The organism is Arthrobacter sp. P1_B3, assembly GCF_056406615.1.
In genome coordinates, this window is record NZ_JBFTZV010000014.1 from 62,353 (window position 1) to 84,998 (window position 22,646).

Sequence of the window (22,646 nt, forward strand, 5' to 3'; positions counted from 1 at the left end):
AACTCACTTGAAACGGTTCCACTTCCAAAGGATCGCTGCGCCGTGACGAAACATGTCCTGCTTTCCCGTCTCGACCTCAACCTGCTGATCTCGCTGGATGCCCTCATTACCGAGCGAAGCGTTACTAGGGCGGCCGAGCGGCTCCACCTCAGCCAGCCGGCGCTCAGCGCCTCGCTCGCCCGGCTCCGATCCCACTTTGGGGACCCGATCCTGGCCCGCCGCGGTAATGCTTATGAGCTCACCCCCTTCGCCCTCCGGCTCGCGGAGCACACCACCACCGCGCTGGAGGCCGCCCGCCGCGTCTTCGAAAGCCAGGCCACCTGGGAGCCCACAGAATCCGAGCGCGAGTTCTCCATCTACGGCTCGGATTACGGCTTCACTACCATTGGCCGGGTTGCTTCCGAGCTTGCAGCCGAGCGCGCCCCAGGAGTCCGGTTCCGGTTTATGCTCCACAATCCGATGGTGGTGGAGGATGCAGCCAACCGCCTTCGATCGGTGGACGGCATGGTGATTCCCCATGGATTCCTCACCGGGCTGCCCTACCTGGACCTGTGGAGGGACGGGTGGGTGGCCATGGTCTCCACGTCCAATGAAGCCGTCGGCGAGCAAATCACCATGGAAAACATCGCTGAACTTCCCTGGGTGATGACCTATCAGACGCGCTCAGCCTCAACATCGGCGGAACGGCAGATCCAGCAGTTGGGCGTTGAGCCACGCGTGGACGTGGTTGTTGAAAGTTTCCAGTCCTTGCCGCACTTTGTGGTTGGGACCAACCGGATCGCGCTCATCCAGGCGGCCCTGGTGCCGTTCGCTCTGCGCGTGGGCRGGATTCGGATCCTGCCGCTGCCCTTCGATGCCACGCCGCTGGTTAATGCATTGTGGTGGCACCCCGTGCACAACCGCGACTCCGAGCATGAGTGGATGCGGGGCCTCTTCAAAGAGGCTGCTGACATCGTGGCAGCCGCCGCAACCAAGGGAGCCCCTTAAATGCCTCGATGCCCGGCCGGCTAAAACGGACGGGCATCGAGGCTATGGGACGTCGGTCTTTCAGGTCAGGCTGATGCCAGCGCCGTCCGCATGCTCTTGCGGACAAGGTCATGCTGCTTCCGCACCAGCAGCAGCGGATCCACCTCACCGAGCTCAGCGAAGGCATGGCCTTCCCATTCGCTGGACCAGTAACCGCGGTAGCCACCTTCGACGAATACGCGGACCAGTTCCGGATAGTCGATGGCCGGCTCGTTGCCCTGCTCATCAATGTCGTAGAACTTCGCGTGGACGTGCATGATTTGCGGCATGATGTCAGCCCACTCCTTCGGGTTGACGTGGCCGTGCATGTTGAACGCCAGGTGTGCGAAGGACCCAAGCCGGGCAGGATCGAAGTCACGTCCCCGCAGGTACGCAATGAACTCCTCCTGCCGCACCCGCATCGGCGCCTCAGTGCCCCAGATAGCCTGCAGCCTTTCCACCGCTTCATCGTCCAGCCCGGCACGGCGAACCGCGCGCAGGAGCGTGGGAGACATGCTGTGCATGGTTGAGGAGAAGTCAGCCACGAAGCCCAACAGCGGTGAATCAAGCTCGGCGTAGACGTCGCGAACCTTCATGATCTCGGGCGAGTTGGGTCCCAGCGGTGCATGGATCTCGTAGGCAAGTTTGAGTTCGAGGTCCTCGGCGAGCGGCAGCAGCCGGCGAAGCAGCTCCGGCTTCGCGCTCTGGATGCGGACGAGCGGGAAACCGAGCTTCTTGGCGCCGTGGAAGAGTGTCTGCGTGAACTCGTACTCCTCGTCCGGGGTCATGTCGCGGTCACGGCGGCGTCCCATGTCCAGATTGGCGCCGAAGGAGCTGGCGGTGAAGCCGTGTTTGTCGAAGGCCTCCTGCCACGAGCGCACGAAGTCGTCAGTCACGTTGGGATAGGTAGGCAGGACCTGCGACGCCACAATCTCGATCCCGGGGCCGATGCCCAGCTCGGCCACGCGGTTCAGCAGACCGTCGAAGTCGTACCAGCCGGCCCGGAATTCGGCACTTGCCGAGTACAGGGTGAGCCCCAGCGAGAACGGATCGTCCTCCGCTTTCGGTGGGGGCGGCGTGACCACCGTCGTCAAGTCCGGTGCCGCCGCAGCCCTGTCCGTGACAGTCAGCTCCAGCGCCTGGTTCACGAAGTTGGGAACGTACATGCCGGGACCGCCGTCCTGGCCGGGAGCAATCTGCATGTACGGCAGGCGCAGCTCACCGATGAGCCGGACGGTGTGCTGCTCGCCCAAGGCAACAGGGCTCTCCGTTTTGGCGATAAGCAAGGGATGTTCCTGGAGGTACCAGAGCGTTTCGCTTTGAGCGGGCAGGTCCGGGAGCGCATAGCGGACACCGCCCAGTTCCAGGGACAAGTTCTCGGCGGGGATATCCTGGCCGTCGACGGTGAGCCGCAGGCTGGAGACCGAGGAGAGCCACAGACTCCGGTACCACGGCAGAGTCAGGGCAAGCGCGAGACCGTCGGGGTGGGTGCGGAGGCTTGCATCGTCAAGAAGTCCGTTTGGCATTGTTGTTCTCTTTACTGGGAAATGGGATGGGTCAGGTAAGTTCGCCGGTGATGCGGCGGATCAGGGCGTGTTGGCGCCGCACTTGCTCAATGGCGCGCCACGGCGTGCGTTCGCCTTCATATTCACTGGAGAGATAACCGGTGTAGCCGGATTCCTTGAGGGCCTTGAGGACGGGCAGCCAGGGAATCTGCTGGTCTTCCAGCTGCTCGTTGATGTCGTGGAACTTCGCCTGCACGAACACCACGTACTGGGCGATATCGGCGAAGTCGGCGGGGTCGACGCCGATGCCGTCGAGGAAGGCGGGCCGGGTCTCGCGGGTCTCACCTGCGCGCAGCGGGATGGGCCGGTCTTGGAAGATTCCGGTGTCGATGAGCAGGCCGAAGTTCTTGGTTCCGGTCCGTTCGATGAGTCCGATGTAGTCCTCGACGACGGGGTGCTTGATGGGCGTCGGGGAGTGGATCTTGGGGCAGATGATGATCCCCAGCTCGTGCGCCAGATCAAGGGAGCGTTCCACGGACCCGGTCCAGATGGGGTCTGGGACCAGATCGCTGGACACCACGCCGATCTTGGGGCGCACGAAGCCGAAACCCAATTGGTTGGCAAGCCGCAGGTCCCGCTGCAGGGCCTCTGCACCCTCCGCGACCGTCATGGTGAGGCCCGGGTGAAGACGGGTGTCTATCCAGGAACCGTAGTTCGTCGGCTCCAGCGAGTACTTCTCCAGCAGGCCGAACCAGTTATCGATCCAGGCCGGCGACGGTTCCGGATAGTTGGGGACGTGGCCCTCGCCGAGGATCTCGACGCCGGTTGCGCCCACGTCAGCGACGGCGGCCAGCGCCGTCTCAAGGTCCATCACAGTGCCGTAATCGCCCATAAAGCTGTAGAGGGAAACGCCGTAGCGGAAGGTACCTTCGCCGCCTTCCGGCGCGAGCGTCACCTTGCGGCTGGTCCGGTGCACGGTGGGCTGGTGCTCCACCGGAATATAGGACATCCGCAGCCGCAGCTCGATGGAGAGCTCGTGGACGCCCTGCGGCAGGCCGCCGTCGAGGGGAACGGTGACCACTGCCGCTTCCTCAAGGGGCCAGCGCACGCCATCACTTTCCCAGAGCTGCCGCAGGTTGTAGGTCCGCCTGCCGAAGGTCCACAGCGGAACGTCAGGTCCGACGTCGACGATGCCGCCAACGCTAACGGCGATGCCATCGATGAGGGACGCGGCCATGCCCCGGTAGGAAGGCATCCGGACCCGGAACTGAAAGCCGGTTACACGTCCGCCGTCCGTTACGTTGCGGAAGCCGACGGACTGAATGAGGTCTCTTTCGAGAAGCATCATTGCTCACTCTCTCTAGGTGCAGATTTCAGAGTAGCAATCATTCTGTCGCTTTTACACCTAAGTAAGCGCACAACCGCCAAAAGTTTCCCAGGCTCGGCGGAGGGTGCCAGGCCAGGGAGCCTGGTGGATGGAGGGCGGCGGCAACGGGCAGGAACATGGAGCGCCGATCCTACGCCGCGATGAACAGTGCCCAGTCAGGAAAGGGATCCACCGGTAATGGCGGCCCGGCCTCTCCGGGTCCGACGGCGCCGGCAAGTACGTCGAGCCGGTCGGGCGGTTCCAACTCCCGGCCTTCACCCGCGTGGCCGAGGAGCTGCGGCCAGCGTGGTGGTTCCCAGTCTTGTTGTTCGCTTGGATAGGAGCGTCCCGCAGGTGAGATCCAGCCGGGTGGCTGGTCCCGGGTCGCGTCAACCGGCCTCCACGCTGTGGTGTGTCTGAGTCGGTGGTGCCGCCGGCATGGCTGGCCCAGGTTGGTGACCCCTGTGCCGCCTCCCTCGGACCAAGCCAACAGATGATCCGCTTCGTTATCCAGGGAATGGTTGTTACAGCCCGGAAAAGGGCACCGGCCGTCCCGAAGCCGCAACCATTGGCGCATCGGCTTCGGAACCCGGTAGCTGGTCCGTCCGATCTCCAGCGGCGCTCCGTTGCGCGGATCGGTCAGCACACGCAGGAACGATCCGGCGCCATCCCCCACAAGCCGGCGGGCGATGCTCGGCGGCACGGGACCATACCCGTCCAGCGTGGCCGGTTCAGTCACGGCGCCCAAAAGAGACAGCACCGGCACGGTCACCAGGACCTGCGCCTTGGGTGACGGAGTTCCTTCCGCCACCCCCGCCAGCAGCCAGTCAGCGGCGACGTCCGCACGGAGCTGGGTCAGGGTCCGGGATTCATCCGGCTCCTGCAGGGCACGCGCCGCTTCCGTGGCACGGGACCATGCAGCCACCGCCACATCCGCAGTCAGATATGCCGAGAGCCAGGCCATGCCGTCCCGGTCCGGCACATATTCCAGCCGACGATCCTCCACGCCCTTGCGGTGGCGCGTTTCGATGCTCACGGGATGGTGCAGCTCACGCCATCTGCGCGCTTTGGCCCGGAATCTGCCCGGCACCAGCTCCCCCGCCGGGCAGCCACGCGCCGCAAAGGGAGCTTCGGGGTCCAGGAAATGAGCCTCCAAAGCAGCCGCCCCGGCGGGGTCCAGACCGGACGTCTCATCACACATCACCCGCGCGTGTTGCCATGAAATGCTCCCTGCCTGCAGCGCAGACAGCGTCAGGGGCAACCCAGTGGTCAGAGCGGCTGACTCCGCCAGGAGCGCCGCCGCCGATCTTTCACTCACAGTCAGGGCACACGCCACCTCTGCTGTCACGGCCATTTCCTGGGCGGTGCGCTCCTGCGGGGAAGCGGCTGGGGCCGCCATGGCGACGGCAACGCGGGCATATCCGACGGCGAAGTGCACTTTCAGCGCGGCAAGCCTGGCTTCCATGCTGGCCACCTCAGCCATACCGTCCAGGCATGCGTCCGCTTCGTCCCGAAGAGGGTCGGCGCCAGTCGAGGCCGCGTTCCCCGCTCGGCGACCGGCAAATGCAGACAACCTGGCAAGGGAGGCCTCCATGGCCTCCAACGTCTCCGCAGCTGCTCTGCCTTCCATACCCACAGCATGGCAGGAGCCACTGACATTTAACGCCGGCGTCAGAGTTGCAGGCTGAGTCCGTCATCCAGGATCTGCCTGATCCCGAACTTTCCTACGCTGAACATCCGCGGATTATCGTCGGAGTTGCTCAGCATGGCGGTGGACAGGATGAGGGCCCAACCGCTGGCCCTCATCCAGGTGTCCCCTTCCACTGCGGAGCCAAAGGCGCCCATGAAGCGGTGGCGAGTGCCGGCGTCGAACATCAGCCACCCCACCGCAAGATCGACAGCCGGGTCCCCTGCCCCGACGTCGCCGAAATCGATGACGCCGGCCAGGGAGCCGTCGTCCGCCAGCAGGATGTTGCCAGGGTGGAGGTCCCCGTGGAGCATCATCGCCGGACCATCCCAGGCTTTGGCGGCACAGGCCTGCGCCCACACTGCTCTCAGCGCTGCCGCCTGCGGGTAGCGTTCGTGGTCCCCGAGCCGTTCCACCAGCACAGCGTCACGGTCTGCAAGCGGTACGCCCCGGAAAGGATTCACCGGGACGCCGGTTTCGGCGGGCACGTGAAGGGACAGCAGGAAATCGGCCAGGCCTTTAGCCGCCGGCCCGCGGCCTGCCGGGCCGACGTCGGCCGCAGCGGCTCCGGGGACCCACCGCACGATGCTCCACGGCCATGGAAAGTCCGACGTCGGCCTGCCGCCATGGACGGGGACAGGAACAGCAACCGGGGAGCGGCGAGCTATATCGGGAAGGTAGCGCTGCTCGTGCAGTATCAGCGGAACGGCCTCCGCCCTGCGCGGCAGCCGGACGGCCAGGCCGTCACCGAGCCGGAAAGTCGCGTTGTCCCAGCCGTTCGCAACCAGCGCTATCGGACAATCGCCAAGGTCGGGCCGTTGGTCCCGGACAAGGCGCTGGACCACCGCGTTACTCACTTCCACCGTGGCTGGCGGCATTTCAGCCATTCAGAAATCCGCCTTCCTTTGTGCCTGCAATGCAGCCCGATCCTTTCCCTTGTCCGAATATAGTTCAAGACCCCAACAGCGGACGGGGCCGAACGAGGTCAGCGTCGAACGGTCCTTGGTGACCGACGCGGGGTCTGTGACCGCCATGGTGTTGCGACGACGACCAGGTGAACGAGCGACACAAGCGGACGACGGCGGGACTTCCCGCCGTCGTCCGCCTGCGTTTTAGTGAGGTGCTTTACAGCGCTGACCAGCCGCCGTCGGAGGCGAGGATGGCGCCGTTGATGTTGGTGCCGTCGTCGCTGAGCAGGAAGGTGATGGACGCGGCGAGCTGCGCGGCGGTGGCGGGCGTGGGGACGCTGGCCTGCATCAGCGGGCCGAGGCGTTCGGCCGCGAGCTGGGATCCCCAGTCGGCCACGATGTTGGTGATGGTGGGGCCGGGGGCCACGGCGTTGAAGCGCAGACCTTTGGGTCCGTACATCACGGCCGAGTTCTTGGTCAGGCCGACGACGGCGTGCTTGGACGCGGTGTAGGCAGCGCCGGCGGCGGACCCGCGCAGGCCGGCCTCGGAGGCGACGTTGACCACGGAGCCGGTGCCGGCGTCCAGCATCAGCGGCACCACGGCGCGGGTGAGGCGCATGAGGGCGGTGACGTTGATCCGGAAGACGCGGTCCCAGAGGTCGTCGTCCACCTCGTGGATCGGGGCGAAGTTGTCCATGATGCCGGCGACGTTCGCCAGCGCGTCGATGCGTCCGCCGGCGGCAGCGACGACGGCGGCCACGGTTTCTTCGGTGGAGATGTCGCCGGCCACGGGGACCAGGTCCAGCCCGGCGTTCTCGGCCACCAGGTCGTCCAGGCGTTCCTTGCTGATGTCGGCGGCGATGACGCGGCCGCCTTCCTTGGCGATCCGCAGGGCGGTGGCCTGGCCGATGCCGGAGGCTGCGCCGGTGACGATGACGGTCTTGCCGGCGAACCGGCCGGTGGTGGCGGTTTCCTGCCATTTAGCTTCGTTGCCCATGATGTCCTTCCAGACGTTGCTGATCCTGATGCGGTCCACCTTATGACACTCTGTGTCATTATGTAAGGGTGAATACTGGTGGGATGCCTTCGGATGCTGTAACCACCGCCGTTCCGCGCTCCACCGGGCGCCCGGTGACGATTGATCCCGACGCCGTGGCCGCGATCGCGCTGAGGCTGTTCGCCGAACGCGGATACGAGCAGACTTCCATGGAGGACATCGCGCGTGAGGCGGGGATCGGGCGCAAGAGCCTGTACCGCTACTTCTCCAGCAAGGCCGAGCTCGTCTGGGGCGGCATGGAACCGGTGATCGAAGCCTCGGGGCGGGTTATGGAGTTAGCCCGCGTTGCCGGCGCGTCCGACGGCGACGTCCTGGCGGGGCTGCGCGAGGCGGTTGTCGCCGGGGTTGCCGTGCTTCCGGATTTGGCGGTCACGCGTGGCCGTCTGCGGCTGATCGCCGAACACCCCGAGTTGGCCAGCCGGAGCTATGAGTCCCTGGCGCCGCAGCGCGAGCAGGCCAGGGCGTACCTGGTTTCGGCCGGCGTCCCCGAGGACATTGCCGGCTATCTGTGCGCCGCGCTGATCGGCGCGACGTTCGAGGCCTGGATGCAATGGGCCGCCGGAACGGACCCGGATCCGTTGCCGTATCTGGTGGCCGCTGTTGGGGTGCTGCGGGTGCCGGAGGCTTAAAGACTGCGAATCGGGGTTCACTCTTCGACCAAGGGCCAGCCTGTTGCCGTGAAAGGAAACTAGCAAGTGGCCGTACGAAGGCCGGCCGCGACCCGGATGGAAACGGGCCGCTCCGCCGAAACAGCGGCTTGCGACTTTCGTAGTTGCCCGTAAGCCGGTCGTCACCCGGGCTGGTGCATTAGAAGATGCGCTCTAGCTCCTTCCCGCGATGCGTGAATAATAACACTCTCCATGACCAGTAGGGAGATCGGTGAGAGGGAAGCCGAAAAGCCGGCCACGCGCACAGCGACCCATGTCGACGCAGCCATCACGCTGCCGGAAGCCATGACCGGCAGGGCAAGCCCCGCGAAAGCGGCTGTCGGCGACAAGCCGGTCTTCGCATATATCGCCAGCCTGCCACAGCCGCAGCGCGGCATCGCCGAAACGGTCGATGCGCTGGCGGCGAAGACGCTGCCCGACCTCCGGCGCTCGGTGAAGTGGGGCATGTCGTACTACGGCGTCGGCGACGGGTGGTGCTTCAGCTGCGGCGGCTTTGCCGGCCATGTCAAGCTCATGTTTGTGAATGGCGTTGCGCTCGAGCCTGTACCGCCGGTGACGCCGGTGGGGATGGGCAAGTCGACGCGGGGTGTGGAGCTCGAATCCGTGGACGATATCGACGAACGCCAAATCGCGGCGTGGATGAAACAAGTCGCGTCCGTGCCGGGTGTTGGGGGCAAGAAGCGTTGAATCCGAGGCTTGCTGCAGACGCAAACGGTCGCTGAGAAACGCATGACACGTGAGGCGATGCCAGGGACAGCCCTTCCGCGGCAACTCCCCACCCATTATCGAAGGCCGATAACCGACGTTATGTAAAGTTGTCAGAATGTAAGGACAAATTGCGCTCCTTTCAGTCTACATCTCACCAGCCTCGTGCGCACTCCCCGGCCCCCCAATCCGCTCAGGTGGAAGCGCCGGGCGCCGAGGCGCCCGGTCCTGGCGGTTGACGGCCGTTCTGCGGCCCTTGCCGGTTTGGATGGTCCGGGAGGTAGATTGCATCGGGCCCCACGCCGCGGTCCTCGAAAATGGTGGGAATAGCGGGTTCGTGTGTGAATTGGGCGCATGCACCCCATGCCTGCCAGACAGTATCCGCTAACGCCTATTCCGGCCGTTAGGGCACCAGCGGCAGGTCCGTCCACCAAGGTTTACCGCTGCCCGCCGAGGTGACGTCGGGGCCGGCGGCTGATCCAGGCCGGTTGAAGATCATGGATGAGGCCCGGGCTGGTAGGCTGGCCGGAGTTTCACCACTTTCACCGGTTTCACCATCTTTCACCCCACAACCACGTGCATTGGAGGCAACGGTGCAAAACCCCTTCAAGCCGACCGCCGGGGCGACCCCGCCGGATCTGGTCGGCCGGGCAGGTCTCCTGGACGAGTTCGAATACGGGCTGCAGCAGGGGCCGGGCGCCCCGGGGCTCCTTACGATCATTACCGGGTCCAGGGGCATCGGCAAGACCGTGATGCTCAGCGCAGCGGAATCGATCGCCAGGAACCACGGCTGGGCCGTGATCTCCCGGACAGCCAACCCCGGGTTTCTGGCCAGAATCGGTGACGACATGCTGCGCCTGGTTGACGAGCTCGGGGACGGCCCGCCGACGCGAAAGATCACCGCCTTCTCCGCCGCCGGGTTCGGACTGACCACCCAGCTGCCCCAGGACCGCGTTCCGGACTGGCGCCGGACCGGAGAGGAACTCCTGCGGCTGTTGGAGGCCAAGGGGACGGGCCTGGTCATCACGATTGACGAAATCCACGCCGTGGACCGGACCGAAATCTCCCAACTGGCTGCCGACGTGCAGCACTTCATCCGCGACGGACTGCCCATCGGCCTGATCTTCGCCGGCCTCCCCTCGGCCGTGTCCGATCTGCTCAACGAAGGCGTGGCCACGTTCCTGCGGCGGGCCGACAGGATCAACCTTCACGAAGCAGCCACCGCCGAAGTCACCGCCTCCTACCTTGAGCTTTTCAGCGAGGGAGGCATCGACGTCTCCCCCGAGCTGATCAGCGAAGCGGCGGAAGCCACCGAGGGTTACCCTTTCCTGATCCAGCTCGTTGGCTACTACCTCTGGATGGCGGCGGACAAGGCCGGCTGGACCCTGGATCAGGACAATGTCCGCACCGCCATCGCGGCCGCCCAGCGACGGAACACCCTGGTCGTCGTCGAGTCCGCACTCTCGGACATCTCAGAGAAGGACCGCGAGTTCCTCGATGCCATGGCCCAGCAGGACGGCCCGTCCGCAGCTGCCCAGATCGGAAACCTCATCAAGTCCAAACCCAACGTGGTCTCAAAATACCGGAACCGGCTCATCGCCGCCGGCCTGATCGAATCCGCCGGCTACGGGAAAGTTGACTTCGCCATCCCAGGGCTTCGCCAATATCTTCGGGGATAGAAGCAACTGTCCCCGGACCTACTCAGGGGGTGCGGCTGCCATGGCTGCAAAACGGCTGGCGATGTCCCGGTTGACGTCCGCGATACTCAGGGAATCCGGGTCGAAGGGCCCGTCAGTGCCCGCCATTTCCGCGGCCCAGGCCGAGTACTCGGCGTGATCCGGGCGCGTCCGGTCGGCCAGGGCATCCAGAATCTCCTCATAACCGGGAAAACCGCCGCAGTCCTCCAACGGGCCGCGCCGGGCACCGTCAATCAGTTGCGCCGGCGGGGCGTCCCGGTCAGCCGGCCGGCGGGAAACCAGTTCGATCCGGTGGAGCCAGCTGTCGCCAAAGTCGTACTCATAGAAGGCCTCCCCCGATCCACGCGCAAGAAGCTGATCCAGCGAACAGCCGTCCTCGTCCAGGTCGGTCTCTTCCTCGCACCACTGTGCCGGGAGCCACTGCAGGGACTCGGGAACTTCGCCGTTGACCGGCCGCAGCGGCGCGAAAGGATCGCTGTCGACAAACCGATGCAGATGAGCATCTTCCCAGCCAAACGCCACCTGCAGCACCTCGTGAACCAGCCCCAGCGGCATGGAGCCCAGAACCTCCAACCGACGCCAGATCTCCGGGTCACTGTCAACCAGGCCCACGCGCAGCTCCAGGACCCAGTCCGGCCCGGCCAGGTTCTCGATTCCCCTCATGCTCACTGGATAATCCTCGCAGATCCGCGCTCCCTCAACGAGGAGAGGCCACGATGAGCTGCGTCTGCGATCGGTCGTATATGTGCCGTGCCCGCGTGTCCGGGACGTAGGCCGCGCGCCGTGCTCATAGGGTCAAGGCATGCCAAGGAAAGGAGAAGCGAAAGGAACAGATGATGCTCAATACATTGCAGGTCAAACATCGATCGATGACGTCCTCACGGGGCAATACGATCTGATTCCCCAGCTTCCGCTGCATTGGGCCGCCTTCGTGGCCGGTCCCCCGGGTACGCGCCGCGTTGCCGTCGCCGACGCAACCGGCTTGAAGGCGACAAATCCGGGCACAACCAGTGCTTTTCGAAAGCCGCAGCCCTGCCAGTCCAGCTTTATCTTCGCCAGCTATCCTCGGGCTCCGAGTTCATGAATTCTTCCGTAGAGCGTCGCCCGTGACCTTCCCATGTCCCTGGCTGCGTGGCCGGTTCGCCTCTGCCGACAAGCCGGCGAGCCTCGACGAAACGTCGGTTATCGGCTAAATGTTTCACCTCGACGCGGGAGTAGGCTCCCATGGCAATTCCAGGCCGCGCGTCCAACGCGCCTCGGTGCTGCGCTGCGCCTCCGCGTACTAACTTCCGCGGACGACAACGAGGAAACGGTCATTGAACTTGGCCGCACGCTTGAAGGCCCCGGAACCGCTGGCCATGGCACCCTTCGTCTCGACCAAACCCGCAGCAGCCTCGACCCCACCGTGGATATGGAGGACAAACTGGGCCCCGTCCGCATGCCCGACGGCCGGGTGCACCTGCGCGTCCTTTTGGATCGATCCGCCGTCGAGATTTTCGCCAACGGCAAGCCGCTCACGGCCCGCGTGTACCCGACCCTGGGGGTCAGCGCGTGAGTCTCGCGGCCGCCGAAGGTGCCGTGCGGCTGCTCTCCCCCGATGCCTGGACCTAGGCTGAGATCTTTGAAGGTGCCGGCCCCTTTTCCCCTAACCCAAGATCCGGCCCTCTCTTATTTTTCGGGCCTGGCTTGTTTCAGCGTTCTTGTTCGATACGCCGGACGATCATGGCCTCGAACTCAACGAGCTTCCGGGTTCCGCTGCCGCTGTCCAGGATCCAGAACATGCCCATAGACGGCACTGTCTGAAGCACCTTGCCGCGGTGGTAGCGTCGTCCGTCGTGCCAGGCTTCAATTGCATCGCCCGCGGTGAGATCCCTCAGATCTCGCACGATGCCGGCTGCTTGTTCTTCCGTCATGACCCCTCATTCCCCTGCCAGCAGGGCCAACCCCCACCAATTCAGAGTAGGGGCCGAAGATTGCGTCCACGTTAAATTGCTAAAACGCTTGATCAAAGTCTTGCATCAGGCTATCTTTGATTTTGATCAAACGCTTAAGCAGAATGGACATCAGCGCCGATGAAACGCTCAGTATTCTTCCAGCCCGCCGACGGTTGGGTCGGAGATCTCATCCCCTTCGAGAAGGACGGCGAGTTCTGGCTCTTCTACCTTCACGAGGTCCGCACCGACCCCAAGCCCGGGACGTCCTGGAACCTGGTCACCACCAAAGACCTCACCCAGTTCGAAGACCAGGGCGTTTCCCTCCAGCACGGAAGTGAAACCGACCTGGACTTCAACGCGTACACGGGAAGCATCGTGTGCGACGAGTCAGGCATCCACCACCTGTTCTATACGGGGCAGAACCCCCGGAACCTCGGCTCCGACGGAGCGCCGCTGCAGCTCGTCATGCACGCCACGAGCACGGACGGCATGACGACCTGGGTCAAGCACCCGGAACTGACGTTCGGCGCCCCGGCCGGCTACGAGTCAGGCGACTGGCGCGACCCTTTCGTTTTCCGGGACGAGGCCGCAGGCCAGTGGCGGATGCTGCTGGCGGCACGGCACTCCGACGGGCCGGAACGCCGCCGCGGGGTCATAGCCCAGTGCGTGTCCAGTGACCTGATGACCTGGCAGCACACCGAGCCGTTCTGGGATCCGCGCCGCTACATCACCCATGAATGCCCGGACGTCTTCTCCTGGGGCGACTGGTGGTACATGGTCTACTCAGAGTTCTCCGAGTCGTTCACAACCCGCTACCGGATGGCCAAAAGCCCCGACGGCCCCTGGACGGTGCCGGACCTGGACAGCATCGACGGGCGCGCCTTTTATGCCTCCAAGACGGCCGAACGGGACGGGCGCCGCTTCTTCTTCGGCTGGATCGCCAGGAAGGAAGACAACTCCGACGACGGCGCATGGCAGTGGGCGGGCACCATGTCCGTCCTGGAAGCACACCGGAACCCCGACGGCACCCTGGCGTTCTCCTTCGCCGACGAACTGGTGGAGAGCTTCTGGGACGAGGTCCCGGTGTCCTTCGACCGGGACCTTCCCGCGACGCTCACTGTTCCGGACGGCTTCGCAGCCGTTGTGTCCGAAGAGGTCCTGCCTCCGCAGTTCTACGCCAAGGCGGTTCTGCAGATCGCACCCGGCACCACAGAATGCGGCCTGCTGCTCCGCTCCAGTGCCGACGGAGACCGGTCCTACGTTCTCCGTTTGGAACCAAAGCGCGGCCGCATGGTGTTTGACCGGTGGCCCCGGGAAATCACCGGCGATGCACAATGGCATGTCTCGGGCGACGTTCCGTACGACATCGAGTTGGAACGCCCCTGTGACCTCAGCCCCGGCGAACACGTACTCGAAGTGGTCGTGGACGGAGACCTCTGTGTCGCCGTCCTGGACCGGCAGGTGTCCCTCAGCACGAGGCTCTATGACCTGTCCGAGGGCCGGATCGGCATCTTCGCCGGAGAAGGATCCGTCACCATCACCGAACTTGAAACACGCCAGCGCACCGATATCTAACTCGACCCATCCTCACTCCAATCAAGGGAGATTGCCGTAATGATAAAACTTTTCCGAACTGCCGCAGTGGCAGCCGTCACCGCCCTGGCTTTGGCAGCATGCGGCGGAGGGGCCAGTAACCCCTCCAACGTGAGCCCCACCGGGGAAATCAAGCCCCGCGAAATTTCGTGGCTGTTGTCCCGGCCGGCCGACGGCGCCGTCATCAACATCATGAAGAAGCTCGCGGACGACTACGCCAAGGACCACCCGGGTTTCTCGCTGAACCTGATCACCACCCCCGACAGGCCCTCATACATCCAGAAACTTGAGACCCTCGCCGCCGCGAACAAGCTTCCGGAACTCTTCGACACTGACGCCACACCGTTCGCCCAGCAGCTGGCGAAACAGGGCAAGATGGTCGACGCCGAGAAGCTGCTCAAAGACTTAGGCGTCTACGACAACTACCGGCCCAGCGCACTTGATTACCAGCGGTTCGACGACGGGTCGCTGAACATGATTCCGTTCCAGTTCGAGCTGGAGTTCATCTGGTACAACAAAGCCCTGCTGCAGAAGGCCGGAGTGTCCGTCCCGAAGTCCCTCGATGACCTCCCCGCCATGTGTACCGCCCTGCGCAAGGCCGGCATCACCCCCATCGCCATCGACGGCCAGGACCAGTGGCCCCTCGAACGGTATGTCGCCTACCAGCCGTTCAGGGAAGCCGGTCCGGACTTCATCCAGAAGCTAAAGAAGGGCGAAGCCAAGTTCTCCGACCCCGCAGGCCAGAAGTCCGTTCAGTGGATGGAAGCGCTCGGCAAGGCCAAGTGCTTCCAGGACGGCTTTTCCTCCCAGGGATACTCTGATGCCCAGAACCAGTTCACCTCCGGCCAGGCCGCCATGTACAACATCGGCACTTGGGAACTGCCCAGCCTGGCAACCGACAAACTGAATCCGGCAGTCCGCGATAACACCGACTTCTTCACCCTCCCGACGACCCAGGGATCCGTCACGGCGGCCAACGAGTACGTCTCCCCGTCCGGCATCGGCATGGCGGTCAACACCAAGACCTACGACCCGCTCGTGAGCGACTTCCTGAAGTTCGCCCTGGTGAAGTACCCTTCCGAATACGCAGCCACAGGAGCGCTCTCACCGACGACCAATGTGGAAACCGCCGTACCGGCCAACGCAACACCCCTGTACAAGAAGGCCCTTGAGAAGGCGAACGACCTCGGGAACGAACAGGCCATGCCGTGGGACACCCAGCTCGACCCGACCACCAACGGTCGGCTGCAGCAGGAACTCGTGCTCCTCGTCCAGGGCAACATCACGCCCGAACAGTTCACCAGCACGATGGACAACGCCGTCGCGCAAAACGCCCCGAAGTTCTTCAAGTAACCGCTGCGGTGGGGGGCTCCGGTCCCCACCCGAAAGGCCTCATCATGCTTCCCAACAGGTCACGACTATCAGTCCTGGTCTTCCTCCTCCCGCCGCTGCTGCTCTACGGCGCTGCCGTACTGTTCCCGATTCTCCAGTCCCTGGTCCTGAGCTTCTTCTCATGGAACGGGATCAGCGACATGGAATTCGTGGGACTGGCAAACTACGTGCGGATGTTCACCGGCGACGACATCTTCTGGCGCTCCTTCTTCAACGCTCTCGGCTATCTGGCCATCTGCCTGGTCTTGCAGCTTGGCGGCGCCCTGCTGGTCGCCAGCCTCCTCACCTCGCTGAGCCGGGGCCGGGAACTGATAAAAACCCTCTACCTGCTGCCGGCAGTGATCTCGACGGTGGCCATCGCGTTCCTCTTCGTGCGTATCTACTCGATCGACCCGGTGGGCCTGCTCAACCAGGTCCTGCAGTGGATTGGCCTCGGCGCCCTCGAACGCCCCTGGCTCTCGGACATCAACACCGTCCTGGCCGCAGTGTCGGTGCCGGAAGGATGGCGGTTCACGGGCTTGTACATGCTCATCCTCTACGCGGCGTTGCTCTCCGTTCCACTGGAACTGGAGGAAGCAGCACGCCTCGACGGAGCTTCGCGGTGGCAACTGTTCACCAAGATCCGTTTCCCCCACATCCGGCCCGTCTGGATCACCACCACCATCATGGCTACGACCTACGGCCTGCGCGGATTCGACATCCCCTACCTGATGACCAACGGCGGGCCCGGACAGTCCTCGGAGCTCCTGACCACCTACATGTACAAGACGGCATTCACGAGCACCGACTTCGGCTACGCCAGCACCATCTCCGTGTTCATCGTCGTCGAATGCCTGGCCGCCGTCGGGCTCATCCTCTTCATGCTCAAACGAAAGGCGGACGCATGACCGCGCAAGCAGCCCCGATTACAAGACCTGTCATGACTTCACCGGACAGCCCGCCTCCGCTGCGCAGACGGCGCAAGCCCAGTCTCTACGGCACGTTGTCAAAGGTGCTGATCGCCCTCATCGTCATCGTGCAGGTCTACCCCCTCGCATGGCTTTTCATCACCAGCCTTCGCACCGAACAGGACTTCGCGACGGGCGACCCGTTTGCACTGCCGAAGTCCCTTACCTGGGATAACTACGCCCGCGCCTTCGAAACCGGCAACCTCGGGATGAACATCCTCAACAGCTTCATCGTCACCATGGGAGCCAACCTCCTGATCGTGCTGCTGGGAATGATGGCAGCCTATGCACTCCAGGTCCTCGGCTTCCGCTTCAGCAAGGTCGTCCGGGGCCTGTTCTTGATCGGCATCATCGTGCCCGTGCAGATCGCTCTCGTGCCGCTGTTCATCGACTACTCGACGATCAACCTGCTCGACACCTACCCGTCGATGATCATTCCCCTGGCCGGCTTTGCCCTTCCGATGTCGATCTACCTGTTCTCCTCATTCTTTAACTACATCCCCCGGGAAACGTACGAGGCGGCCTCACTTGACGGAGCGGGGCCCTACCGCATCTTCGGGCTCATCACCCTGCCCCTGTCGGTCAACACCGTCGTGACCGTCGTGCTGGTCAACAGCATCTTCATCTGGAACGACTTCATCTTTGCCAACACCTTCGTCCTCTCTGAGGAACTCAAGACCATCCCGCTTGGCCTGCAGAACTACATCGGAGCCATGGGGAAGACCGACTGGACGGCCACGTTCGCCGCCGTCTGCGTCACCATCACCCCGCTGCTGCTGGTCTTCTTGGTGCTCAACAAGGCGATGATCCAGGGCCTGGAAAGCGGGGCGACCAAGGGATGACGGCAGCAACGGACGGATATACTCCTGAAGGAGGGCACATGATTTCAATGGAGAATAGTTCGGGCACGCCATCGGTTGAGGCTGCACCCCCGAAGCAGCCCACGCGCGCCCACCCCATCACCCTGCGTCAGGTCGCGGAAGCAGCCGGCGTCTCCACCGCCACCGTCTCGTTGGTCGTCAACATGAAAAAGGACGCCCGCATCTCTGCCGCCACCCGGAAACGGGTTCGGGACGCGATTCGGGACCTTGGCTACCGGCCCAATGCGATGGCCCAAACCCTGGTCAGCGGCAGCTCCCGGTTCATCGGCCTCGTAGCCGACTCCATCGCAACCACACCCTTCGCAGGCCAGATCATCCACGGGGCCCAGGATGAGGCCTGGAAACATGGATACGCCCTCCTGATCGCCAACACCGAAGGCAATAGCGAGCTTGAGACGGACGCGATCTCCATGATGCTCGAATACAAGGTCCGCGGCATCCTCTACTCGACCTGGTTCCACCGCGCCACCGACATACCGGTCTCTCTTCGCGAAGCGGACTTCGTCCTCGTCAACTGCTTCTCGACGGAACCGGGCGCACGGGCCGTGGTCCCCGATGAGGCACAAGGTGGCCGTTCAGCGACGGAAATCCTGCTGCGGCACGGCCACCGCCGGATTGCCTTCATCAACGCCACCATCCCCGCTCCTGCCAAGGACGGGCGCCTTCAGGGCTACAGGGATGCCCTGGAAGCGGCAGGGATCCCGTTCGACGAGGGCCTGGTCCTGGAAGCCTATCCCAACCAGGAAGGCGGATACGGGGCGACCGTGGAACTCCTCAAGCGCGGCGTCTCGGCCGTGTATTGCTACAACGACCGCATGGCGATGGGACTTTACGACGGGCTGCGCGAGCACGGCCTGTCCATCCCGGACGACATGGCCGTGGTGGGTTTCGACAACCAAGAAGTCATCGCCGCCCATCTCCGGCCCCCGCTTTCCACGGTGTCTCTCCCCCACTACGAACTGGGCGCAGCCGGAGTCCGGATGCTGCTGGGCCTTGACGAGGCACCGGACAATGCCGCCGCAAAAATTAACTGTCCCACAGTGGAGCGAACCTCCGTCCAGGCGCTGGCACCGGCATAGGCGGCCTGCGGATACCTGCGCAGCCCGCACTCCCCCCAGGAACACCCGGGGCTAGGGCGTGTCTCCTTATTGTCGTAGCCAGATGACGACGGCGTAGAGGACGACGCCTGCACGGTAGGCCAGCGCGAGTTTGTCGTAGCGGGTGGCGATGGCGCGCCATTGTTTGAAGAGGCTGAAGGATCTTTCGACAGTGTTGCGGCCTTTGTAGGTTTCGGCGTCGAAGTTCACGGGGCGCCCGCCGCGTGAACCACGGCGTTTCCGGTGTCCGATCTGGTCGGACGGTTCCGGGATGACGGCTTTGATGCCCCGACCGCGCAGTAGTGACCGGTTGGCCCTGGAGGAGTACGCCTTGTCGACCATCACGGCATCCGGCCGCGTTCTGGCCGGGCCCCCGCCGAGACGGGGCACCCGCACTGCCTCCATGAAGACCGGGAACATCGGCGAGTCACCGCCCTGTCCGGGGCCCAGGATCATGGCCAGCGGCCTGCCTTTTCCGTCGCAGGCGTGATGGATCTTGGTGCTCAGCCCGCCGCGGGAGCGGCCGATGGCGTGGTCTGAGGGTTCAGCAAACAGTTTCTTGTATTTCGGGAGTTCCCCCTGTGCTGCGGGGAAGGTTCGTCCCGTGCTGGTGGGCCCGGTTGATGGTCGAATCCACCGAAACTGCCCAGTCGACCTGCCCGGTGGCGTCCGCCTCGGCCAGAAGCCTCGCGTGGATCCGGTCCCATGTCCCGTCGGAGGCGAAACGCCGGTGACGCTTCCATACCGTCTGCCAGGGACCAAACTCCGCAGGTAGGTCCCGCCATGCAATTCCGCACCGGTACCGGTAGATAATGCCTTCAATGACCTGGCGGTGGCCACGGAACGGGCGCCCCCGCTGTCCGTCCGAGCTGGGCAGCAACGGCTCGATCCGGGACCACTGCTCATCACTCAAAACAGATGTTCTCGACACCGTTTAAGCATTCCAGCCAGCAACCCCCTATTTAGGAGACACGCCCTAGTCCGCCGGCCGGGGAGGTTCGTGAAGTCCGAATGCCGAGCCTTGGTCGTCCTTGCAGAGCTTGAACCTGCCGTACTCCCCCGCACTGGTCTCATCCCCAAGCTCGGGTTCGTCGACTGAGCCGCCGAGCTCCCGAACCCGGTCCAGTGCGGCATCCATGTCGTCCACCCCGAAGAAGATGTACGGCACGGCGCCGGAGTCGCCGCCGTGCATCCCGCCGGAGAGCCCGGGCGTGCCGATCATGAATCCTCCGCCGGCGGAGGGCCCGGGCGTGAAGTCCCAGCCGAAGAGCGCCCCGTAGAACGCCTTGCCGCGCTGGGGATCTTTGACGCCGATTTCAAAGAACGCTGGCTCGCCGGACATGGCTCCTCCTGGTCTTGGGTGAGAACGCACCCACCCTACGACCGAATGCCCGGGCACACAATGGTGCGGAGCTTTTGCAGCTGCTGGCGATTGTCGAATCAACGGCAAGCGGACGACGGCGGGGAGTCCCGCCGTCGTCCGCTTGCCGTTTGCTGCCCTACAGTCTGTGATGCTCCGGAGCTGCCCACCGGGGTTCTCCGGAATCGGCCTTGCTTGCCGGTTGGCCTGCATACGTCCAGACACATGGCCGGCCGGCATCGCTCGGGAGAAGCTGGCCTTCGTACAGCGAGATGCTCGCTCCCGCCGGACTCTGCCAGACTCCGGTCAGTTCGCAGTGGGTGCCGGTGGCTTGCCGCCGTGGCGCCGAGAGGTTGATGATCCTGCGTGCCCGTTTCTCGGCAACGGGAAGTCTCTTCTTCACAATGACGCTCCTGCCGGTTCCCGGTAGGTGCTTTCGGGAACATCAGTGATGAACATGTGTCCGGGGGCGTGGCTGATGGCGAAGGCGGGCCTGGATGCCATCACTGCGCTCTGCGGTGTCACGCCGCAGGCCCAGAAAACCGGCACTTCCCCCGGCCTGATCTCCACCGCATCGCCGAAGTCGGGGCGGTTGATGTCGGCAATGCCGAGGTCCCCGGGCGCCCCGACATGAACCGGGCTGCCGTGGACCTTGGGCACTTCCGACGTCACCCTGATTGCCGTTTCGACCAGCTCGGGCGGCATCGGGCGCATGGAAACCACCATCGGTCCGTGGATTCGTCCCGCAGGGATGCACGCGATGTTCGTGCGGTACATGGGGACGTTACGGCCCGTTTCGGTATGCCGGAGCGGGACGCCCTCGCTGGCGAGCGCGGCTTCGAAGGTGAAACTGCAGCCGATGAGGACGCCCACCATGTCATCACGCCAGACCGATGCGACGTCCGTGACTTCATCGGCAAGTTCGCCGTCCACCCACACCCGGTAGGCGGGGATGTCACTGCGGATGTCAGACCCTGCGGCGAGGGCGCTCTCGTACTGTCCCGCCGGGATGACGTCGATGACGGGGCAGGCCTTGGGGTTGAGCCGGCAGAACTCGATGAATTCGTCGGCGTAGTCGGCCGTCACCGCTATCAGGTTTGCCTGGGTGTAGCCGTCGCTCCATCCGGAGGTGGGGGTGACCAGGCCGTTGCGAAACTTCAGGCGCGCATCGGAGGGTGCCTGGAGTGCGTTGATCTGGTTCACCGGGTCTCCGCCAGCTCAGTTGAAGACTGCAGGTACTCCTGGTCCTCGGCAACGTTGGAGTCCCGTCCCAGGGCCAGGCCCACCAGGGTCAGGAGGCAGGCAACGCTGAGGTAGATGGCAACCGGAACCCAGCTGTTGAAGGTGCTCAGCAGGAGGGTGAACATGAACGGTGCGATGGCGCCACCGATGATTCCGGCGAAGGTGTAGGCCAGCGAACTGCCGGTGGAGCGGAGCCGCGGCGAGAACTGTTCAACAACGAAGGCCGCCTGGGGTCCGTACATAAACGAGTGGCAGAGCAGGCCCAGCACCGTTCCCACTATCAGCATGACCGGGGACCGACCTTCGAGGACGATGAAGAACAGGTACCCCCAGACGGCGGCGGCCACTGCGGCGATGGCGTAGACCAGCCGGCGGTTGATGCGGTCAGAGATGGCCCCGGCAAGCGGCATGGTGAAAATCTGGAGTGCCGAACCGATGAGGACGGCCACCAGCACTTGGCCGCGGTCGAAGCCAAGTTTCTGAATGCCGTAGGTGAGCATAAAGACGGTGCACATCGCGTAGATGACGTCCGGGCCGATGCGGCTGAGCATGGCCGCGATGAGGGGCCGGCGCTGGGTTGCCAGGACTTCGCGGATCGGGGACTTGGGCTTGTCTCCCCTGGCCTCCATGGCCTTGAAGATGGGGGTGTCCTCAAGCTTGAGCCGGATCCAGAGCCCGAAGGCCACCAGCAGTGCCGAGATCAGGAAGGCGATTCGCCAGCCGAAGTTCAGGAAATCCTCTTCGGACAGGGTCAAAGTCAGGACGGCAAGCGCGCCGTTGGCCATCAGGTTGCCGGCGGGCGGGCCGATCTGCGCGGCGGATGCCCAGAAACCGCGGCGGTTCGGGTCACCGAATTCACTGGAGAGCAGGACTGCCCCGCCCCACTCGCCGCCGACGCCGACACCCTGCGCGAAGCGGAGGAAGACCAGGATGGCGGGGGCGATGATGCCGATGGTGTCGTACGTGGGCAGCAGGCCGATGAGGAACGTGGCGACGCCGATCAGCATCAGCGTGATGACCAGGATCTTCTTGCGGCCGATCTCGTCCCCGAGCCGGCCGAAGATGATGCCACCGACGGGCCGGGAAATGTAGCCCACGGCGTAGGTGGAGAAGGCCAGCAGGGTGCCCGTGACAGGGTCCGAGGCCGGGAAGAAGACCAGCGGGAAAACGATCGCAGCCGCGGCGGAGTAGACGGCGAAGTCATAGAACTCCAGCGCGGTTCCGGTCAGGCTGGCCGCGAATGCCTTGTACATGCCCTTGCGCCCCACAAAGGGTTTCGGGTCAGCGGGGGCCATTACAGATGGAGTGGCCATTTGTACCTCCATGAAGAGTGTGGATGTCATCCGAGTGCGGGCGGATGGTGTTTGTGCGCCTTTTCTGTCCGGACCTGCGTCGTTGCAGGTGGGGACATCCGGGTGCGTGTGCGGCTACCGTGATGGGCTGCGGAAGTCGGGACTGCGATCAATTGTTGGATTGTTGAACAATCCGAACTTGTTGAACAATTTACGCGACGCAGATCACACCGTCAAGGGGTTGACGGTGATGCAGTCGTCGCGGCTCTTGCCGGATTTAAGGCGGGGAAGCGCTAGTTCGAAGCCTCGG

Annotated in this window: 21 protein-coding genes; 10 read left to right on the forward strand and 11 right to left on the reverse strand. The window is 64.2% G+C overall.

From position 1 onward, the window contains the following. Positions 1 to 42: 42 nt before the first annotated feature. Positions 43 to 987, forward strand: a complete 945-nt coding sequence (locus AC1D2F_RS15120; RefSeq protein WP_476967057.1) for a LysR family transcriptional regulator — start codon at positions 43 to 45, stop codon at positions 985 to 987. A gap of 65 nt (positions 988 to 1,052) precedes the next feature. Here the strand turns inward: AC1D2F_RS15120 and AC1D2F_RS15125 are convergent, their stop codons facing one another. From AC1D2F_RS15125 to AC1D2F_RS15145, 5 genes are all read right to left on the reverse strand, one after another. After that, the gene (locus AC1D2F_RS15125; protein ID WP_364744327.1) at positions 1,053 to 2,531 is read right to left on the reverse strand and encodes a C-glycoside deglycosidase beta subunit domain-containing protein; all 1,479 of its coding nucleotides are present in this window, start codon (positions 2,529 to 2,531) and stop codon (positions 1,053 to 1,055) included. A 31-nt stretch (positions 2,532 to 2,562) separates the two neighbouring features. After that, positions 2,563 to 3,855 carry a C-glycoside deglycosidase beta subunit domain-containing protein gene (locus AC1D2F_RS15130; RefSeq protein ID WP_476967077.1) on the reverse strand — a complete coding sequence of 431 codons (1,293 nt, stop codon included), beginning with the start codon at positions 3,853 to 3,855 and terminating at the stop codon, positions 2,563 to 2,565. 172 nt (positions 3,856 to 4,027) lie between these two features. Continuing rightward, positions 4,028 to 5,506: an HNH endonuclease signature motif containing protein gene (locus tag AC1D2F_RS15135; protein ID WP_476967058.1), complete on the reverse strand. Its 1,479-nt coding sequence runs from the start codon at positions 5,504 to 5,506 to the stop codon at positions 4,028 to 4,030. A gap of 41 nt (positions 5,507 to 5,547) precedes the next feature. Further along, a complete protein-coding gene (locus AC1D2F_RS15140; RefSeq protein ID WP_476967059.1) occupies positions 5,548 to 6,450 on the reverse strand; it encodes an aminoglycoside phosphotransferase family protein in 903 nt (300 codons plus the stop codon). A gap of 238 nt (positions 6,451 to 6,688) precedes the next feature. Next, positions 6,689 to 7,468 (reverse strand): SDR family NAD(P)-dependent oxidoreductase, encoded by a 780-nt coding sequence (locus tag AC1D2F_RS15145; RefSeq protein ID WP_476967078.1) that lies wholly within the window; start codon positions 7,466 to 7,468, stop codon positions 6,689 to 6,691. 83 nt (positions 7,469 to 7,551) lie between these two features. Between AC1D2F_RS15145 and AC1D2F_RS15150 the strand changes: the two genes are divergently transcribed. The 3 genes from AC1D2F_RS15150 to AC1D2F_RS15160 all read left to right on the forward strand — a co-directional run bounded on the left by AC1D2F_RS15150 (position 7,552) and on the right by AC1D2F_RS15160 (position 10,580). Next, positions 7,552 to 8,157, forward strand: a complete 606-nt coding sequence (locus tag AC1D2F_RS15150) for a TetR family transcriptional regulator (protein WP_476967060.1) — start codon at positions 7,552 to 7,554, stop codon at positions 8,155 to 8,157. A 231-nt stretch (positions 8,158 to 8,388) separates the two neighbouring features. Continuing rightward, positions 8,389 to 8,883, forward strand: a complete 495-nt coding sequence (locus AC1D2F_RS15155) for a DUF1801 domain-containing protein (protein WP_476967061.1) — start codon at positions 8,389 to 8,391, stop codon at positions 8,881 to 8,883. A gap of 611 nt (positions 8,884 to 9,494) precedes the next feature. After that, the gene (locus tag AC1D2F_RS15160; RefSeq protein ID WP_229992086.1) at positions 9,495 to 10,580 is read left to right on the forward strand and encodes an AAA family ATPase; all 1,086 of its coding nucleotides are present in this window, start codon (positions 9,495 to 9,497) and stop codon (positions 10,578 to 10,580) included. 18 nt (positions 10,581 to 10,598) lie between these two features. Here AC1D2F_RS15160 and AC1D2F_RS15165 read toward each other — a convergent pair whose 3' ends face one another. Further along, a complete protein-coding gene (locus AC1D2F_RS15165; protein WP_229992111.1) occupies positions 10,599 to 11,261 on the reverse strand; it encodes a plasmid pRiA4b ORF-3 family protein in 663 nt (220 codons plus the stop codon). Between the two features lie 454 nt (positions 11,262 to 11,715). On the opposite strand from AC1D2F_RS15165, the gene AC1D2F_RS15170 reads away from it, so the two are divergent. Continuing rightward, the gene (locus tag AC1D2F_RS15170) at positions 11,716 to 12,153 is read left to right on the forward strand and encodes a GH32 C-terminal domain-containing protein (protein WP_476967062.1); all 438 of its coding nucleotides are present in this window, start codon (positions 11,716 to 11,718) and stop codon (positions 12,151 to 12,153) included. A gap of 136 nt (positions 12,154 to 12,289) precedes the next feature. Here AC1D2F_RS15170 and AC1D2F_RS15175 read toward each other — a convergent pair whose 3' ends face one another. Next, positions 12,290 to 12,511, reverse strand: a complete 222-nt coding sequence (locus AC1D2F_RS15175; RefSeq protein ID WP_229992087.1) for a hypothetical protein — start codon at positions 12,509 to 12,511, stop codon at positions 12,290 to 12,292. 159 nt (positions 12,512 to 12,670) lie between these two features. On the opposite strand from AC1D2F_RS15175, the gene AC1D2F_RS15180 reads away from it, so the two are divergent. Genes AC1D2F_RS15180 through AC1D2F_RS15200 form a run of 5 tightly spaced genes read left to right on the forward strand, consistent with a single transcriptional unit; the run spans position 12,671 to position 18,424 of the window. After that, positions 12,671 to 14,107 carry a glycoside hydrolase gene (locus tag AC1D2F_RS15180; protein ID WP_476967063.1) on the forward strand — a complete coding sequence of 479 codons (1,437 nt, stop codon included), beginning with the start codon at positions 12,671 to 12,673 and terminating at the stop codon, positions 14,105 to 14,107. 39 nt (positions 14,108 to 14,146) lie between these two features. Then, a complete protein-coding gene (locus tag AC1D2F_RS15185; RefSeq protein ID WP_229992089.1) occupies positions 14,147 to 15,478 on the forward strand; it encodes an ABC transporter substrate-binding protein in 1,332 nt (443 codons plus the stop codon). A gap of 44 nt (positions 15,479 to 15,522) precedes the next feature. Continuing rightward, positions 15,523 to 16,404 carry a carbohydrate ABC transporter permease gene (locus tag AC1D2F_RS15190; protein WP_229992090.1) on the forward strand — a complete coding sequence of 294 codons (882 nt, stop codon included), beginning with the start codon at positions 15,523 to 15,525 and terminating at the stop codon, positions 16,402 to 16,404. Further along, positions 16,401 to 17,306 (forward strand): carbohydrate ABC transporter permease, encoded by a 906-nt coding sequence (locus AC1D2F_RS15195; RefSeq protein ID WP_229992091.1) that lies wholly within the window; start codon positions 16,401 to 16,403, stop codon positions 17,304 to 17,306. Before AC1D2F_RS15190 ends, AC1D2F_RS15195 begins: the two co-directional genes overlap by 4 nt. 38 nt (positions 17,307 to 17,344) lie before the next feature. Beyond that, positions 17,345 to 18,424, forward strand: coding sequence for a LacI family DNA-binding transcriptional regulator (locus tag AC1D2F_RS15200; RefSeq protein ID WP_229992092.1), 1,080 nt, complete (start codon positions 17,345 to 17,347; stop codon positions 18,422 to 18,424). 66 nt (positions 18,425 to 18,490) lie between these two features. Here the strand turns inward: AC1D2F_RS15200 and AC1D2F_RS15205 are convergent. The 4 genes from AC1D2F_RS15205 to AC1D2F_RS15220 all read right to left on the reverse strand — a co-directional run bounded on the left by AC1D2F_RS15205 (position 18,491) and on the right by AC1D2F_RS15220 (position 22,357). Then, positions 18,491 to 19,373, reverse strand: a protein-coding gene (locus AC1D2F_RS15205; RefSeq protein ID WP_476967064.1) for an IS5 family transposase whose coding sequence is annotated in 2 segments (ribosomal slippage) — positions 18,491 to 19,012 and positions 19,014 to 19,373 — 882 coding nt in all. Because the reading frame shifts where the segments join, the coding sequence is not laid out codon by codon here. A gap of 45 nt (positions 19,374 to 19,418) precedes the next feature. Further along, a complete protein-coding gene (locus AC1D2F_RS15210) occupies positions 19,419 to 19,784 on the reverse strand; it encodes a VOC family protein (protein WP_229992094.1) in 366 nt (121 codons plus the stop codon). Positions 19,785 to 20,201: 417 nt separating this feature from the next. Then, on the reverse strand, positions 20,202 to 21,005 hold the full coding sequence (locus tag AC1D2F_RS15215; protein WP_476967065.1) for a putative hydro-lyase: 804 nt from the start codon (positions 21,003 to 21,005) through the stop codon (positions 20,202 to 20,204). Next, complete coding sequence (locus AC1D2F_RS15220; RefSeq protein ID WP_229992096.1) at positions 21,002 to 22,357, reverse strand: MFS transporter; 1,356 nt, start codon at positions 22,355 to 22,357, stop codon at positions 21,002 to 21,004. Before AC1D2F_RS15220 ends, AC1D2F_RS15215 begins: the two co-directional genes overlap by 4 nt. Positions 22,358 to 22,646 lie beyond the last annotated feature (289 nt).

What these genes read in the sequence shown, in the direction of transcription:
- AC1D2F_RS15180 (WP_476967063.1), top strand. Translation starts at nt 12,671, where the DNA reads ATGAAACGCTCAGTATTCTTCCAGCCCGCCGACGGTTGGGTCGGAGAT.
- AC1D2F_RS15185 (WP_229992089.1), top strand. Translation starts at nt 14,147, where the DNA reads ATGATAAAACTTTTCCGAACTGCCGCAGTGGCAGCCGTCACCGCCCTG.
- AC1D2F_RS15170 (WP_476967062.1), top strand. Translation starts at nt 11,716, where the DNA reads ATGTCCCTGGCTGCGTGGCCGGTTCGCCTCTGCCGACAAGCCGGCGAG.
- AC1D2F_RS15135 (WP_476967058.1), bottom strand. Translation starts at nt 5,506, where the DNA reads ATGGAAGGCAGAGCAGCTGCGGAGACGTTGGAGGCCATGGAGGCCTCC.
- AC1D2F_RS15190 (WP_229992090.1), top strand. Translation starts at nt 15,523, where the DNA reads ATGCTTCCCAACAGGTCACGACTATCAGTCCTGGTCTTCCTCCTCCCG.
- AC1D2F_RS15200 (WP_229992092.1), top strand. Translation starts at nt 17,345, where the DNA reads ATGATTTCAATGGAGAATAGTTCGGGCACGCCATCGGTTGAGGCTGCA.
- AC1D2F_RS15175 (WP_229992087.1), bottom strand. Translation starts at nt 12,511, where the DNA reads ATGACGGAAGAACAAGCAGCCGGCATCGTGCGAGATCTGAGGGATCTC.
- AC1D2F_RS15195 (WP_229992091.1), top strand. Translation starts at nt 16,401, where the DNA reads ATGACCGCGCAAGCAGCCCCGATTACAAGACCTGTCATGACTTCACCG.
- AC1D2F_RS15140 (WP_476967059.1), bottom strand. Translation starts at nt 6,450, where the DNA reads ATGGCTGAAATGCCGCCAGCCACGGTGGAAGTGAGTAACGCGGTGGTC.
- AC1D2F_RS15220 (WP_229992096.1), bottom strand. Translation starts at nt 22,357, where the DNA reads ATGGCCACTCCATCTGTAATGGCCCCCGCTGACCCGAAACCCTTTGTG.
- AC1D2F_RS15155 (WP_476967061.1), top strand. Translation starts at nt 8,389, where the DNA reads ATGACCAGTAGGGAGATCGGTGAGAGGGAAGCCGAAAAGCCGGCCACG.
- AC1D2F_RS15210 (WP_229992094.1), bottom strand. Translation starts at nt 19,784, where the DNA reads ATGTCCGGCGAGCCAGCGTTCTTTGAAATCGGCGTCAAAGATCCCCAG.
- AC1D2F_RS15125 (WP_364744327.1), bottom strand. Translation starts at nt 2,531, where the DNA reads ATGCCAAACGGACTTCTTGACGATGCAAGCCTCCGCACCCACCCCGAC.
- AC1D2F_RS15165 (WP_229992111.1), bottom strand. Translation starts at nt 11,261, where the DNA reads ATGAGGGGAATCGAGAACCTGGCCGGGCCGGACTGGGTCCTGGAGCTG.
- AC1D2F_RS15130 (WP_476967077.1), bottom strand. Translation starts at nt 3,855, where the DNA reads ATGCTTCTCGAAAGAGACCTCATTCAGTCCGTCGGCTTCCGCAACGTA.
- AC1D2F_RS15145 (WP_476967078.1), bottom strand. Translation starts at nt 7,468, where the DNA reads ATGGGCAACGAAGCTAAATGGCAGGAAACCGCCACCACCGGCCGGTTC.
- AC1D2F_RS15150 (WP_476967060.1), top strand. Translation starts at nt 7,552, where the DNA reads ATGCCTTCGGATGCTGTAACCACCGCCGTTCCGCGCTCCACCGGGCGC.